This window comes from Polynucleobacter sp. AP-Titi-500A-B4 (genome assembly GCF_018688095.1).
In the GTDB taxonomy this organism is placed as follows: Bacteria; Pseudomonadota; Gammaproteobacteria; order Burkholderiales; family Burkholderiaceae; genus Polynucleobacter.
In genome coordinates, this window is the sequence record NZ_CP061311.1 from 1,140,496 (window position 1) to 1,156,259 (window position 15,764).

Here is a 15,764-nt window from a genome sequence, read left to right on the forward strand (position 1 = left end):
TAATTAGGTTTCTTTTGTGTTTTCCACACCCTCTGCCTGAGGGGTCAATATGGTTGGGTATGAGACCGCCCAAGTACCAGGGTAATCACGACTGTAATGTAATCCCCTGCTTTCTCGGCGCATGAGTGCTGATCTGACGATGAGCTCAGCGCACTCTAACAAGTTACGCAACTCAATCAGGTCACGCGTCACCTTAAAGTTCGCGTAATACTCTTGTACTTCATATCGAAGTAGCTTAATTCTATGTAAGGCGCGCTCTAGGCGTCGATTAGTCCTTACGATGCCGACATAGTTCCACATGAGTGAACGCAATTCATCCCAGTTATGGGCAATCACCACCTGCTCATCCGCATCTTCTACTTGACTTTCATCCCACAGGGGAAGATTTGGCATCACTGGTGTCTTCAGCCCCGAAATATCTTCAGCAGCCGCTTTACCAATGACCACGCACTCGAGAAGTGAGTTACTTGCCAAGCGATTGGCGCCATGCAGACCGGTATAAGTAGCCTCACCTACTGCATATAGACCTGGTAAATCTGTTCTTCCTTTGAGATCAGTCACCACACCACCGCAGGTGTAATGGGCTGCAGGCACTACCGGAATAGGTTCTTTGGTGATATCTAATCCAAGACTTAAGCAGCGCGCATAAATCATCGGAAAATGTTCTTTAATAAATACTTCGCCTAAATGAGTAGCATCAAGATGAACATAATCCAAACCGTGCTTCTTCATTTCAAAGTCAATAGCACGTGCCACTATATCTCGTGGGGCTAACTCATTGCGCTCATCATGTTCCGGCATAAAGCGAGTGCCATCCGGAAGTTTTAATATGCCACCCTCGCCGCGCATTGCTTCAGTAATCAAGAAGGTCCGATCGCTTGGGTGATACAAACAGGTTGGGTGAAACTGAATGAATTCCATATTGCCTACGCGACAACCTGCACGCCAGGCCATGGCAATACCATCACCAGTAGCGGTATCAGGATTACTGGTGTAGCGATACACCTTACCAACACCGCCAGTAGCTAGCACTACAGACTTTGCCTCAATTGTTTCTACCCGATTGTTTTTAATATCTAAGGCATAAACGCCATAGCAACGATTGGGTTTAGTGCGCTGCGTCTTGGCATCGAGCTGGCGATTAGTGATGAGATCTAAAGCAATCCAATGCTCAAGAATTCGAATATTTTTATGGGACTTAGCCTTGTCCAGCAGCACTTCATGAATAGCCTTACCAGTAGCATCAGCAGCGTGCGCAATACGGCGATGACTGTGACCACCTTCGCGGGTTAAGTGCAAACCCATCGGACCAGACTTATCTTCAGTAAAAGGAACACCCTGCTCTACCAACCATTTGAGGGCTTGCGCACTTTCTTCAGCAATGTAACGAGCGGTTGATTCAACCACTAAACCAGCGCCAGCATCAAGTGTGTCAGCCACATGCGAATCAATACTGTCATGCTCTTTATCCACCACCCCAACTATGCCGCCTTGGGCCCATGCGGTAGCTGCCTCACCTAAACCGCGTTTCGCCATCAGAATCACTGGCTGGGTTTCAGCCATGTGCAAGGCAACCGTTAAGCCAGCTAAACCAGCCCCAATAATGAGAACCGGTAATTCAGCTTGAGCTTGGGAAGGTGTTGGTGTGGAACTAGCCATAAACTTTTATGAAATGATTGCCGACAACTTCGCCATAACTTCATCCATCACTTGCAATGGTGCTTTTTCGAGTTTTCTGGCCTTCCTCGCACTCAAATCCAGCACTCTAGGCTGATCACAACGCACCACTCCCAAAGTTTTAGTGTTGGCTAACTCGACCGTAAATCCTGCGACACGTGCAAAATTTCCACCGGTTGTAATTGGCAAAACTACTGGGGCCTTGGTTAATTTATTAAACGGCTCCCTTGTGACTACTAAAACTGGCCTGATTCCTTTTTGCTCATGACCAGAACTTGGGTCAAGTGATACCAGATAAATATCCCCACGATCCATTAAAGCAACTCTTTGCCAATGGGAGCAATATCAAGCCACTCGCGCTCTTCTGGAGTTCTCTTCTGCTGAGGCTTACATTGCGCCAATAATTCTTCAAGCGTGTATTTAGGCTTCTTGATTGGCTCAATAACCAAACGCCCTTTCTCAACCGCAACATCCACAGATGATCCCGGCTCAAGATTTAGCAAGCTCAATATAGATGGGGGTACTGCCAACATGATAGAGCCACCGACTTTACGCAAATTTGTTATTGACATGGGCTGCCTTCTACAAGCTATGATGTTGATGAAAATATATTTATTATATAAAAGTATAACATTAAAACAGGATTAAAACCGAATTAAATCAGCCATCTAAACCTTACTTATCCCAAAAAGATTACCTACAAGCATTCAGTGAATACACGCTTGAGTAACTGGGTAGACCCTATTATCAGGGAGATTGAAGCAATAAACCCCATCTCAGTGATGGGGTTTATTGACATTAAAGCATTTACTGCAGCAATAAGAACACTAAATATTAGACGTCACCTTAGATCCACCTGGAGCATTGGTACCGTATCCCATAATCTTGGCCACATCTCCACCCTTGGCAAGTTTGACAGCGCAGTACTTAAATTCTGGAATCTTCCCAAATGGATCTAAGGCAGGATTGGTAATCAAGTTTGCCGCAGCTTCATAGTAAGCAAACGGAATGAAGATTACGCCTCTTGGAGTGCCATCATCTCTGCGCACGTGTATACCTACCTCACCGCGACGAGACTGAACAGTAATGACATCGCCAGCAGTTACCCCTAATTGAGTCATGTCTTCACCATGCATCGACACTGTAGCCATAGGCTCAATTGCATCAAGCACCGTTGCACGGCGCGTCATACTACCTGTGTGCCAGTGCTCTAACTGTCGGCCTGTAATCAATACAAATGGATATTCTGTATCTGGACGTTCGTTAGCTGGAATAATGTCGGCAGGTACAAGTTTAACTTTACCGTCTGGCGTTGCAAAGCTGTCATCAAATACGATTGGGCGGCCCGGATCTTCTAGCGATAGACATGGATAAGTCACGCTAGATTCTTTTTCTAAGCGCTCCCAAGTAATGCCATTAATTGCACCATGCATTGCTTGCCGCATCTCGTCATAGACAGCTGCTACACCAGCATCTGGTCCTTGGTAATTCCAATTCAGACCCATACGCTTGGCGATTTCTTGAATGATCCACAAGTCTGCCTTAGCGTCACCCGGTGGGTTGATTGCCTTCTTACCCATCTGCACCATACGGTCGGTGTTGCTTGCTGTACCCACCTTCTCTGGCCAAGCGCTGGCTGGCAACACAACGTCAGCTAGCAGCGCTGTTTCTGTCATGAAAATATCTTGAACCACCAAATGCTCTAAGGAGGCTAATGCGTGACGTGCGTGATTTAAATCAGGATCACTCATTGCTGGGTTTTCACCTTCGACGTACATGCCACGAATTTTGTCCGGGTCGCTATCTGGTGCCGTGATCTTGTGCATGATCTCAACCACGGTGTAACCAGGTTTCTTATCAAGCGGGGTGCCCCAAAATTTTTCAAACCAAGCATGTGCCTCAGGGTTATCAACGCGCTGATAGTTCGGGAACATCATTGGGATCAAACCAGCATCACTTGCACCCTGCACATTATTCTGACCGCGTAATGGATGTAAACCAGAACCAGGTTTACCAATTTGACCGGTAATACTGACCAAGGCAATTAAGCAACGTGCGTTATCGGTGCCATGAACGTGTTGGCTCACACCCATGCCCCACAAAATCATGGCTGACTTTGTCGTCGCGAATTCTCGAGCAACTTCACGTAAGGTTTCTGCAGGAATACCGCAAATGGGTGCCATCGCTTCAGGGCTGTAGCCTTTGATATTTTCTTTTAAGGCTTCAAAGTTATTTGCGCGGTTCGCAATAAAGTCTTGATCTGCCAAACCCTCTTCAATAATCGTGTAGATCATGGCATTGAGCATAGCTACATCGGTATCTGGCTTGAACTGCATATTGCGCCAGGCGTGTTTACTGATCTCCGTCATGCGTGGATCGCAGAGCACAATCTTGGCTCCACGTTTAGCAGCATTCTTAAACCAAGTTGCGGCTACCGGATGGTTCGCTGTTGGATTTGATCCAATTAAGAAAATCAAACTCGAGTGCTCAACATCATTCACCTGATTACTGACAGCGCCAGAGCCCACACCTTCTAGCAATGCCGCTACTGATGATGCATGGCAAAGACGAGTGCAATGATCTACGTTATTGCTACCAAAGCCAGTACGAACCAGTTTTTGGAATAAGTACGCTTCTTCGTTACTCCCTTTAGCTGAACCAAAGCCAGCCAGCACTTTCAGGCCATGTTTGTCTTTAAGTTTCTTAAGACCGCCACCTGCAAAATCCAAGGCCTCTTCCCACGTAGCTTCGCGGAATATATCAGACCAGTCTTGTTTTCCTTCGAGGATAGATTCATCCTTAGGCACGCCAGGTTTACGAATCAAAGGTTTTGTTAAACGCTGTGGATTGTGGATGTAATCCATACCGAAGCGACCTTTGACGCAAAGGCGATTGTGATTCGCTGGGCCATCGCGACCCTCAACGCTCACAATCTTTTCATCTTTAACGTTATAAGTGATTTGACATCCAACACCACAGAATGGGCAGACAGAATCGACTTTTCGATCGACGGTCTGCGAACCAATCAATCCCTTGGGCATCAATGCACCAGTAGGACAAGCTTGCACACACTCGCCACAGGCAACGCACGTACTGTCGCCCATAGGATCATTAAGATCAAAGACGATCTCGCTGTGTGCACCACGCATTGCATAGCCAATCACATCATTCACCTGCTCTTCACGACAGGCACGCACACAACGGTTACATTGAATACAGGCATCTAGGTTAACTGCCATTGCTGGATGAGAGATGTCACTAGACACTTTTTCACGGCGCAACGCTTTGAGCTCTGGGCGAACGGTCACATCCATACGCGTAGCCCACGTACTGAGCTCACCATGTTGTTGCTTTTGTTCTTCAGCCTTGGTGTCACCTACCCACTTGAAGCCTTCATCAGGCATATCAGAGAGCAACATCTCCAGGACCAATTTTTGACTCTTGATGGCGCGCTCACTATTGGCTTTGACTTCCATGCCTGGTGTAGCGCTTCTACAGCAGCTAGGGGCTAAAGTACGTTCACCATTGATTTCAACTACGCATGCACGGCAGTTTCCATCAGGGCGATAACCATCTTTAAAGCACAGATGCGGAATATCAATGCCATGACGTTTTGCAGCTTTGAGGATAGTTTCACCTTCATAAGAAACAATCGTCTTACCGTCTAATTTGAACTCAACAGTTTGTAGCTCGAGTTCTTTTGGATTGGTTGGTGCGTTCATATAGTCTCGTTCTTCCCTATTCTTTTATTAAGGTACTTCCTTATTGAATCTCTTCTGGGAAATATTTATGAATACAGCGAATTGGGTTTGGTGCCGCTTGACCTAGACCGCAGATCGAAGCATCAACCATCACGGTAGCTAAATCTTCAAGAGTATCTTGATCCCAAGACTTGGCTTGCATCAACTTAGCTGCCTTACCAGTACCCACACGGCATGGCGTGCACTGACCACAACTCTCATGCTCAAAGAAGTGCATGACATTGAGCGCCATATCGCGTGCCTTATCTTTGTCACTGAATACCATCACCGCTGCAGAACCAATAAAGCAACCATAAGGCTGCAAGGTATCAAAGTCGAGTGGAATGTCATTCATCGTTGCTGGCAAGATACCGCCAGATGCGCCGCCTGGTAAGTAACCATAGAAATTGTGGCCATCTTGCATGCCGCCACAGTACTCATCAATCAACTCTTGAATCGTGATGCCAGCAGGTGCCAATTTGACACCAGGCATCTTCACACGTCCGCTCACGCTGAAGCTGCGTAAGCCTTTACGATCATGACGACCGAATGAACTAAACCATTCTGGACCACGTTGAATAATGTCTCGCACCCAGTAGAGGGTTTCAAAGTTGTGCTCTAAGGTTGGTCGACCGAATAAGCCAACTTGGGCGATGTAGGGAGGACGCATACGGGGCTCGCCACGCTTACCTTCAATACTCTCAATCATGGCGGATTCTTCACCGCAAATATAGGCGCCTGCGCCACGACGCAATTCAATATTCGGAATTGGAAATGGCGGATTGGCTTTGAGCTTAGCCAATTCTTTTTCAAGTAGTTCACGGCAACCGTGATACTCATCACGCAAGTAGATATAGCAAGCATCAATACCGACAACATTAGCTGCAATCAATAAACCTTCTAAGAAACGATGTGGATCACGCTCGAGATAAGTACGGTCTTTAAATGTACCTGGCTCACCTTCGTCTATGTTCACCGCCATGAGCTTCGGCGCGGCTTGATCTTTCACAATCCGCCACTTACGACCTGCTGGGAATCCTGCCCCACCCAAACCGCGGAGACCAGAACTCTCCATTGCTTTGATCACAGTCTCAGCGTCTTTCTTGCCCTCATGAATTTCTTTGGCAAGGCTGTAACCACCTTGAGCACGATAGGACTCGTACCCCACATAGTCAGGCGAGACCGCTTGGTTCTGACCTTGTGGAGATATGCCTTGCTCTGCCAATGCAGCAGGATCAAAGTTCGCATCATCCTTCGCCATGGGCTGAGTAGTCAACTGATTACCGACTGCTGCCTTGACCTTATCGGTTGTCGCAAATAGGACTGGATACTGGTGCACCACGGCTACAGGGGCCTGTTCGCAACGACCTACACATGGGGCAGCAATCACTTTAACCTTGGGGTTGCCCAAGATGGCTGCCAACTTTGAAAGAAGATTTTGTGCGCCAGATAATTCACATGCGATGCCGTCACAAACACGCACAGTGATATCAGCAACCGGATCATTTCCGCGTACGACTTCAAAGTGGTGATAGAAAGTCGCGACTTCATACACCTCCGCCATTGGTAAATTCATTTCTTTTGCCAAAGCGACTAAATGACGGTCATGTAATGCGCGATATTCATCATTGAGCTTATGGAGATTTTCAATCAATAAATCACGACGATGTGGAGCCTCACCAATCAACTGACGCACTTCTGCAACTGAAGCATCATCTGCTTGTCGACCTTTTAATTTACTTTTGCGACGAATGGTCTCCCTTAAATCATCAGCAGTAGCCACTGCGACTGCTTTGACTTCCTTGGTAGGCTTTGGGTGATTCATAGTCTCTAGTCTCTAATATTGATTTTTATAGCATTCATTTGCGTTTCTCAAAACGAGCTAAAACGCAAAATAACGCTTGATTTTGGGTTATTTCACACCCCAAGTCCTTGACTTCGCTCAAGGGACTTCAAAGGGACTAACTTAGAGCTAAATTAAGGGTAAACCCTAAATTAGAGAAGAGATGGTGAAGGCTTGTCACCAGGCGGTAGAGAGTAGTCCAGCTTGCGCTCATAGAGGCGCGCCTTGTAGCAGTCCTGATAGCCCTTGCTACCAATTTGCCATCCAATAGAGGTGCAGTCATCTTGAGCGGCAGACTCAATAGAGCCACAGGCAGTCAGGCTTAAAGCGGTAAGAGCGGTAGAAATGAGAAGGATGCGCATTTTTGTTGAATTCATAACCTAAGTCTACTTGATTCTGAGCTCAACATCGAGTGGAATCCCCTCTTTGCCTGACTCCACCGTCTTTATCTGCCCCATCGCAATACGCTGTTTCAATGCTGGGTTTTCTTTGATCATGAAGCCATAAGCGATTTGCGCTCTATTTTTGGCCAGGGCTTTCAGGTCAGAATCACTCACCTCAATGCCAGCGATCAACTCAGTATGAAATTGTTCATTACGAGCCTCACCATCTGGCAACATCAATAAACGTTGTCCCAATGTAATACGGCCAATATATTGCGCATAAGCCGCTTTCAATCCAGCTTGTACTCGCGGATCAGAGAGGCTTGGAACCGGCACAGGCTCACCTTCTTGCAATTTAAATCCAGCATCCTTCAAGATGGCCATGTCAGCTTTTGCTCTGGCTAAAGCTTGCCTATCCTGAACAGGATCATAAGTACCGATAATTTCTAGACTGGAGTTCGGACGCTTGACCAGGTACTCGCCAAACTTTTCTAAGCGCTCTTGATCAATGGGTAAAAAAACTGCTTCCCCCGGAACCGCATTGACACCCTCTGACCCACCCATACCCAAAATAGAGGCTAAGGCTCTGAATGGCGCAGTAGCAACATTGGTGAGTACATTGGTGATGGCCTGCCAAACCAAGCCACTTGCGCTAAATTCTGGGGAGTCTACATTTCCAGCTATCCGAATAGTGACATCAATGGTGTCATCTGAATCCTCTAAGAGCGCTATCGCCAAGCCTAATGGTAATTTTTTCCCTTGAAAGTCAGGAACTTCATCGCCTAACTGCACCTTCTTAATCATGATTTGATTGCTGCCATCGAGTTGCCCATCTTTAGCGCGGTAATTCAGATTCAGAGTTAAGTTACCGCCCGTGATCTGATAGCCCGCATAGGTCATAACCGCAGGATTAAAAGTGGTAAGGGGTAGATTTCTAAAGCTCATCAAGATGTCGTGGTTACGACGCGGATCATCAAACGAGGCTTGTCCTTTTGCACGCATGCTACCTGAATTCGCGACAACTCCATCCATGGCAATCGAGGCAAATCGACCAGGCATATTGCTGACGCCAATAAAGGTGGCATTGAATTTTTTGACATCCACTTTGAAATTTGGCTTCATCGCCATATCGGTAAAGAACACTTCCCCAGATTTCAAGCTGACCGACCGAATATCCAAGTCAAATGGATTTTGCGGCTTTGGTTTGTCCTCAGGCAAAGAGGTATCCCTAGCGGGCGCCTCAAGGGCTTGCTTTGAAAATAAACGGCGGAAATTGGAAAGGCCTTGTGCATTGATTTCAAAACGTAAGACGGGGTGCTCAATCACGACTTCATCCATAATCAAGCCGCTAGACTGAATGCCGTTTCTTTTATTCGTCTTGTATTCAAATTGACGAATCTGCGCACTATCCCAAGTAATCAGCGGAGTATTTTCGCCCTTTTCCTGAACCGTTAAGTTTGTGAGTTGCGCATTTCCAGAAAAGAGATCTGCATCATGGTCTAACTTTACCGTTAGCTCTGCATTGAGTATGCCGCTGGTTCCGGTTAACTCTTTATTGGCAGGCAGAAATGAAATTAAGGGGGTGGCTGCAATATTCTCGATCTTAATCTTGCCCTCCAAAGCCTTCGACGCAGTATTTAAATCCCAATGTGAGATTATTTTGCCTTCGTCTAGCTTGAGATCTAGTTGAGCCCCGAGCATATTGGGGCTTGGATTATCTAGACCGCCACTTAAGCTGACATGCCTAAATGCAAGAGTCTTATTGATCCCAGGAATCAGCAGTTGAAGTGACCCCAGATTAAAGTCATATTGACCACGTACCCCAGAAACTACTCCGTTCTTATCGTAATTGGCGACTTCTAATAATTTGATAGAAAAAGGTTTGAGCTCTTCTCTTAATTTATTCGCTTCATCAGCCAAAATGAGCGAGGCGCCATTGACTAGAAACTCATCAACCGAAATTTTGATGGGCTTATTTGCTTGCTGGGGATCTTTAGGCGGAAGATTTTTTTCTACAGCATGGATAAACTCTTGCCAATTCCAGACGTCCTCTTGAGATCCTCGCGATATCGGTTTTTTTTCGATGAGGAGCTTGGGCTCATCCAAGGCAATTTTGTCAAAGCCGATTTCACCTGCCGCCAACTTGGTCCACTTCAGTGCGATGGCCAATTTTTTAAATTCGAGGAGTCGGCCAGACCCTGACTTTGATAACTGCAGACCATCTAGTTCTATACCCAAACGCAATGGGGATAGATTCATGTCCTGATAGACGATCTCATATCCAATTTTTTCACTGTATTCAGCCACGCTTTTTTTCAGCAAACCTGGAATAAACAGATGGCATCCAGCCCAAAATAGGGCAGTTAGGGTAAGCAATGAGACGGCTATACGCAGGCTCCATGCCTTAATCTGGGGATTTTTGAGGGAAAGCATCTACTTGTCTTTAGGGGTGAATATCAGTAACAATGAAAACCATTACAAAAGAAATAATATAAACCCAAGGGAGACTTCATGAAATCAGCTCTAAAAAGGATTGCAGTACTCATTTTCAGCTTGCATGCAGTGCTATTTGGTTCTTTTGCCATGGCTCAAAATCAAGACGGCTTTGAGGATTTGATCGATGGGGTCAGCTTAAGTGGCTGGAACATCATCGGCAATGCTAGCTGGGTAATTGGTAATGGGATTGTGGAAGGCAATAAACCCAGTGGATTTTTAGTCAGCACGAAGTCCTATAAGAACTTTGTGATCAGAGCCGAATTTTGGGCGGAGTCCAATACCAATAGCGGCATCTTTATTCGTTGCCAAGATCCCAATAAAGTTGCTGCAAACACTTCTTATGAAATCAATATTTGGGATACACGCCCCGAGCAAGCTTATGCAACCGGTGCGATTGTAGATGTTGCAAAAGTCAATCCGATTCATAAAGCAGGCGGCCGATGGAACACTATGGAAATCGTTGCCAATGGCTCAAACTTCAAAGTTACGATGAATGGCGTGGTCACAGTAGCTGATGCTAAAGATGCCCGTTTCGCTGAGGGTCCTATCGCCCTGCAATCTGCCGGTGGCATCATCAAGTTTAAGAAGGTTCAAATCAAGCCGATTTGAGATTTATACAAAAATCTCAATACGATCACCGCAGGCTATGGGCATCAATGCTCTATCCTGCTTTTTCATTTTGACCAACCCATAATTTGACATTGTTTTGAGGGTTCTAGACAGATTTCCTTGCTTGCGCCCAGTCAGATCAGCCAATTCAGAGATTGATACGGGTTTTGACGATCGAATGACTTCTAGTAAAGCACGGTTTTCATCACTGAGTACTTGGGCCAGAGAGCGCATTGACGTAAACCATATTTTTGGGTCGCTAGCCTTAGCCTTTATATCGCCCTTTGCAATTGCAAACATACGCTTACGAATATCCTCTTGCGATGCGATGCCGATTTTAATTACTTTCATTTCTCTTTATCCGCCCTTAAAACTTTGTCAACATCATCAAAGAAATCACTCAGCAACTGATAGGCATCTATAAATAAATATTGTGTGCCATGATCTTGAGAGCTTCGATGCTTATGATCGTAAGGTAACTTTCTCCCAACATAACCCGATCTTGTCTTTAAGGCATGCGCATTGTCATAACCCATGATCCTCAGACCCTTGGGGTTATGCAGTGTTAGCGAATAACGAACACCATGCGGAATTGCAGTTGTAGTCTCAACCTGCCAAGCTTCAATTTTCACCCAGTAGCCATCCTCTTGATCGATCACCTGCTGATGTAAGTCTAGTAATGTGGAGATGCCGACATTTTTCATCTCCAAAACTATATCAGCTAATGATATACCAAAAGTAACAACCCTCCGTCAATCTAAGGATTTTTGCTTACGCAGGCGGAAAACCAGCCTTCTGTGCCCACATATTATTAAACACGTTGATCACGGGTTTCTCATAGACACCTGCTTTGGTGTAGGGCTCATCTTTCAACCAAGCATCCACTGCTGCTCTATTAGGAAAATCCAATGCTATGAGACTGCCAATGACAGTATTGCCATCTTCAGAAGTGAGCGGACCAGCAAAGGCCATGCGATCAGCTTGTTGCGCTAAATAAGCACGATGTTCTGGGCGAACTTGCACGCGCAGTTCAGCTGTTCCAGGGCGATCCATTAATAGAATTGCATAAATCATATTGCCTCCAATAGTTGTTCGTTATGAGTTATTCATCTCGGTAGCTCCGATATTACGGTAAACCTTAAAGCAAAAACCACCCGAAGGTGGTTTTCTTGATACTTGGCGGAAGGGGCGGGATTCGAACCCGCGGTAGGCTATTAACCTACGCACGCTTTCCAGGCGTGTGACTTAAACCGCTCATCCACCCTTCCGGAATCGTTGATTATACGATTGCCGTAAGGGCTTTGCCCCAAATCCATCTAAAGACAGCTTACAGCGACTCTTTGAGCTGATCCAAGATATGTGGATTTTCCAAGGTAGAAGTATCTTGAGTCACTTCCTCGCCCTTCGCAATCACGCGCAACAAGCGACGCATGATCTTGCCTGAACGGGTTTTTGGCAAGTTGTCACCAAAGCGCACATCTTTTGGTTTTGCAATTGGGCCAATCTCTTTACCAACCCAGTTACGCAATTCAGTCGCAAGCTTTTTAGCTTCATCACCAGTTGGACGACCCCCTTTGAGAACCACGAATACGCAAATGGCTTCACCAGTCAGTTCATCTGGACGACCAACAACAGCCGCTTCTGCAACCAATGGATTGGCTACCAAGCAAGATTCGATTTCCATGGTTCCCATACGGTGACCGGAAACGTTCAATACGTCATCGATACGGCCAGTGATGGTGAAGTAGCCAGTATCTTTATTGCGGATCGCGCCGTCACCTGCGAGATATAAAGTTCCACCCAATTCCTCTGGGAAATAAGACTTCACGAAACGATCAGGATCACCCCAAATCGTACGAATCATAGAAGGCCATGGACGTTTCACAACCAAGATACCGCCTTGACCATTTGGAACGTCTGCACCGGCTTCATCCACAATCGCCGCCTGAATGCCGGGCAATGGCAATGTGCATGAACCTGGAATCATTGGTGTTGCGCCTGGCAATGGAGAAATCATGTGGCCACCTGTTTCGGTTTGCCAGAAGGTATCTGCGATTGGGCAATTTGAATTTCCCACATTCTCGTAGTACCACATCCATGCTTCAGGATTAATTGGTTCGCCGACAGAACCCAAGAGGCGCAATGAAGATAAGTCATAGCTCTTTGGATGTACTGCTTGGTCATTGCTTGATGCTTTGATCAATGAACGGATAGCCGTTGGTGCGGTGTAGAAAATACTCGCTTTATGTTTTTGGATCATGTCCCAGAAACGGCCAGCGTTTGGATATGTTGGGACACCTTCAAACACAATCTCAGTAGCGCCTACTGCAAGTGGGCCATAAGTAATGTAAGAGTGACCTGTAACCCAACCGATATCGGCAGTACACCAGAACACATCGCTTGGCTTAATATCAAAAGTCCACTTCATGGTGAGGATCGCCCACAAGAGGTAACCGCCTGTAGAGTGCTGAACACCCTTTGGCTTACCGGTAGATCCTGAGGTGTAGAGAATAAATAATGGATGCTCAGCGCTGACCCACTCTGGCTCACAAGTACTGGATTCATTTGCCACAATTTCCTGCATCCAAACATCACGACCCGCTGTCATGGCAATATCAGCACCAGTGCGCTTGCTCACGATCACATGCTTCACCTTAGGACATTCGCCAGTAGACAGTGCTTCGTCACAAATGGCTTTCAATGGCAATGCTTTGCCGCCGCGGAACTGTCCATCGGCAGTAATCACTGCAACGGCGCCTACGTCCATGATTCGATCACGCAATGCTTGAGCAGAGAAGCCGCCGAACACTACAGAGTGAATGGCGCCAATACGAGCGCAAGCTTGCATTGCAACAATACCTTCGATAGTCATCGCCATATAGATGATGACGCTGTCACCAGACTTAACACCCAATTTGCGCAGTGCGTTTGCCATTTTGCAAACACGCTCGAGCATTTCTTTATAAGTGACTTTAGTTACGCTACCGTCATCGGCCTCAAAAATGATGGCGGTTTTATCGCCCAGGCCAGCTTCAACTTGGCGATCCAAACAGTTATAGGAAGCGTTAGTAGTGCCATCTTCAAACCATTTATAGAAAGGCGCCTTGGATTCATCTAAAACCTTAGTAAATGGCTTCTTCCAATAGATATTCTCTTTTGCAAGACGACCCCAGAAACCGTCATAGTCTTTTTCTGCTTCAGCACAAAGCTTGGTATAGGCCTCCATACCTGGAATTGCCGCACCCTTTACAAAATCTGCAGGTGGGTTAAATACGCGGTTTTCTTGCTTTAATGGTTCCATGCTTCACAGCCCTCTATCTAATAATCAATAATCTTTACATCTCAAAATGCGCAAAATGACGCAAAATGACGGGTTTTGACCCGCAAGACCTTCGAAGATAAGTGAAAACACTTGGGATTTGCTCTATGGCAAACCCTTAAAATAGGGCAAACCTTACTAATAATGTGGAAATAAGCCAAAAAACCATGACAAATATCAAACAAAACGACCTGATTCAAAGCGTTGCAGACGCATTCCAGTTCATTTCTTACTACCACCCCAAGGACTTCATTGATGCCATGGGCAAGGCCTACTCCCTAGAAAAAGGTGAGGCAGCCAAGGATGCGATTGCACAAATCTTGACCAACAGCCGGATGTGCGCTGAAGGCCACCGTCCACTTTGCCAAGATACCGGCATTGCCGTCGTTTTCCTCAAAATCGGCATGAACGTCCAGTGGTCTGATGCCACGATGAGCGTCACAGAAATGGTAAATGAAGGTGTGCGCCGCGCCTACCTCAATCCAGAAAATACATTACGCGCTTCTGTATTAACTGATCCTGCAGGTAAACGCAAAAACACCGGTGATAACACTCCTGCAGTAATTCACTATGAAATTGTTCCGGGTGATGATGTTGAAGTGATTTGCGCTGCTAAAGGTGGTGGCTCAGAAAATAAAGCCAAGATGGTCATGCTTAACCCTTCTGACTCGATCGTCGACTGGGTTCTCAAAACGGTTCCAACTATGGGTGCTGGCTGGTGCCCTCCTGGAATCCTCGGCATTGGAATCGGTGGCACTCCAGAAAAAGCAATGTTGATGGCTAAAGAAGCTTTGATGGGCCCCGTAGATATCCAGGAACTCATTGAGCGCGGCCCAAAGAATCGCGTAGAAGAATTGCGCCTCGAGCTCTATGAGAAAGTGAACAAACTCGGTATTGGTGCCCAAGGTCTAGGCGGCTTATCTACTGTGCTTGATATAAAGATCCTGGATTACCCAACGCATGCAGCTTCATTGCCTGTGGCCATGATTCCGAACTGTGCTGCAACACGTCACGTCCATTTCCATTTGCATGGCGATGGCCCTGCAAAACTAGAAGCTCCTTCTTTGTCTGATTGGCCGGATGTCACCTGGACTCCAGATGTTCAAAAGTCTAAACGCATCAATTTAGATACATTGACTGCTGAAGAAGTGGCAAGCTGGAAACCTGGTGAGACTTTATTGCTCAATGGAAAAATTTTGACAGGTCGTGATGCAGCACATAAACGTATTCAAGACATGCTCGCTAAAGGTGAAGAGTTACCGGTGAGCTTTAAAAACCGCGTGATCTACTATGTTGGTCCAGTGGATCCAGTGCGCGATGAGGTGGTTGGTCCAGCAGGTCCCACTACCTCTACTCGCATGGATAAGTTCACTGAGATGATGTTGGCCAAAACCGGTTTGATTTCGATGATTGGTAAAGCTGAGCGTGGACCAGTTGCGATTGAAGCTATTAAGAAACATAAGTCTGCCTACCTCATGGCCGTTGGTGGCGCCGCATATTTGGTATCCAAAGCGATTCAACACTCTAAGGTGGTTGGCTTTGCTGACCTCGGCATGGAAGCGATCTACGAGTTTGACGTCAAAGATATGCCAGTCACCGTTGCCGTGAACTCTGAGGGCATCTCAATGCATGAGACTGGCCCGAAAGAGTGGCAAGCGAAGATTGGTAATATTCCAGTCACCGTTGCTTAATTGCGT

13 protein-coding genes and 1 tRNA gene are annotated in these 15,764 nt (G+C 46.4%); 2 read left to right on the top strand and 12 right to left on the bottom strand.

Features of this window, described 5'->3' with window-relative positions; all coding sequences use genetic code 11:
• Positions 1 to 3: 3 nt before the first annotated feature.
• From nadB to FD968_RS05920, 7 genes are all read right to left on the bottom strand, one after another.
• A complete protein-coding gene (nadB, locus tag FD968_RS05890) occupies positions 4 to 1,659 on the bottom strand; it encodes an L-aspartate oxidase (RefSeq protein WP_215364576.1) in 1,656 nt (551 codons plus the stop codon).
• Positions 1,660 to 1,665: 6 nt separating this feature from the next.
• Positions 1,666 to 1,992, bottom strand: coding sequence for a type II toxin-antitoxin system PemK/MazF family toxin (locus FD968_RS05895; protein WP_215364578.1), 327 nt, complete (start codon positions 1,990 to 1,992; stop codon positions 1,666 to 1,668).
• On the bottom strand, positions 1,992 to 2,249 hold the full coding sequence (locus FD968_RS05900; RefSeq protein ID WP_215364580.1) for an AbrB/MazE/SpoVT family DNA-binding domain-containing protein: 258 nt from the start codon (positions 2,247 to 2,249) through the stop codon (positions 1,992 to 1,994). Before FD968_RS05900 ends, FD968_RS05895 begins: the two co-directional genes overlap by 1 nt.
• A 255-nt stretch (positions 2,250 to 2,504) precedes the next feature.
• Entirely contained in the window at positions 2,505 to 5,399 is a 2,895-nt protein-coding gene (gene fdhF / locus FD968_RS05905; protein WP_215364582.1) for a formate dehydrogenase subunit alpha, read from the bottom strand.
• A gap of 40 nt (positions 5,400 to 5,439) precedes the next feature.
• Positions 5,440 to 7,242 carry an NAD(P)H-dependent oxidoreductase subunit E gene (locus FD968_RS05910; protein WP_215364584.1) on the bottom strand — a complete coding sequence of 601 codons (1,803 nt, stop codon included), beginning with the start codon at positions 7,240 to 7,242 and terminating at the stop codon, positions 5,440 to 5,442.
• A gap of 170 nt (positions 7,243 to 7,412) precedes the next feature.
• The gene (locus FD968_RS05915; RefSeq protein WP_215364586.1) at positions 7,413 to 7,637 is read right to left on the bottom strand and encodes a hypothetical protein; all 225 of its coding nucleotides are present in this window, start codon (positions 7,635 to 7,637) and stop codon (positions 7,413 to 7,415) included.
• 9 nt (positions 7,638 to 7,646) lie between these two features.
• Positions 7,647 to 10,076 (bottom strand): DUF748 domain-containing protein, encoded by a 2,430-nt coding sequence (locus tag FD968_RS05920; protein ID WP_215364588.1) that lies wholly within the window; start codon positions 10,074 to 10,076, stop codon positions 7,647 to 7,649.
• A 78-nt stretch (positions 10,077 to 10,154) separates the two neighbouring features.
• Here FD968_RS05920 and FD968_RS05925 point away from each other — a divergent pair, with 78 nt between their 5' ends.
• Positions 10,155 to 10,748 carry a DUF1080 domain-containing protein gene (locus FD968_RS05925; RefSeq protein ID WP_215364590.1) on the top strand — a complete coding sequence of 198 codons (594 nt, stop codon included), beginning with the start codon at positions 10,155 to 10,157 and terminating at the stop codon, positions 10,746 to 10,748.
• 3 nt (positions 10,749 to 10,751) lie between these two features.
• On the opposite strand, the gene FD968_RS05930 is transcribed toward FD968_RS05925, so the two are convergent.
• From FD968_RS05930 to acs, 5 genes are all read right to left on the bottom strand, one after another.
• Positions 10,752 to 11,099, bottom strand: coding sequence for a winged helix DNA-binding protein (locus tag FD968_RS05930; protein ID WP_215364592.1), 348 nt, complete (start codon positions 11,097 to 11,099; stop codon positions 10,752 to 10,754).
• The gene (locus tag FD968_RS05935; protein WP_251367508.1) at positions 11,096 to 11,452 is read right to left on the bottom strand and encodes a DUF6516 family protein; all 357 of its coding nucleotides are present in this window, start codon (positions 11,450 to 11,452) and stop codon (positions 11,096 to 11,098) included. The genes FD968_RS05930 and FD968_RS05935 overlap by 4 nt, the downstream gene beginning before the upstream one ends.
• Positions 11,453 to 11,519: 67 nt before the next feature.
• Complete coding sequence (locus FD968_RS05940) at positions 11,520 to 11,822, bottom strand: YciI family protein (RefSeq protein ID WP_215364596.1); 303 nt, start codon at positions 11,820 to 11,822, stop codon at positions 11,520 to 11,522.
• Between the two features lie 103 nt (positions 11,823 to 11,925).
• Positions 11,926 to 12,016 (bottom strand) — tRNA-Ser (locus tag FD968_RS05945).
• A 59-nt stretch (positions 12,017 to 12,075) separates the two neighbouring features.
• Positions 12,076 to 14,049, bottom strand: a complete 1,974-nt coding sequence (acs, locus tag FD968_RS05950) for an acetate--CoA ligase (protein WP_215364599.1) — start codon at positions 14,047 to 14,049, stop codon at positions 12,076 to 12,078.
• A 185-nt stretch (positions 14,050 to 14,234) separates the two neighbouring features.
• Here acs and FD968_RS05955 point away from each other — a divergent pair, with 185 nt between their 5' ends.
• Positions 14,235 to 15,758, top strand: a complete 1,524-nt coding sequence (locus FD968_RS05955; RefSeq protein ID WP_215364601.1) for a fumarate hydratase — start codon at positions 14,235 to 14,237, stop codon at positions 15,756 to 15,758.
• Positions 15,759 to 15,764: the final 6 nt, after the last annotated feature.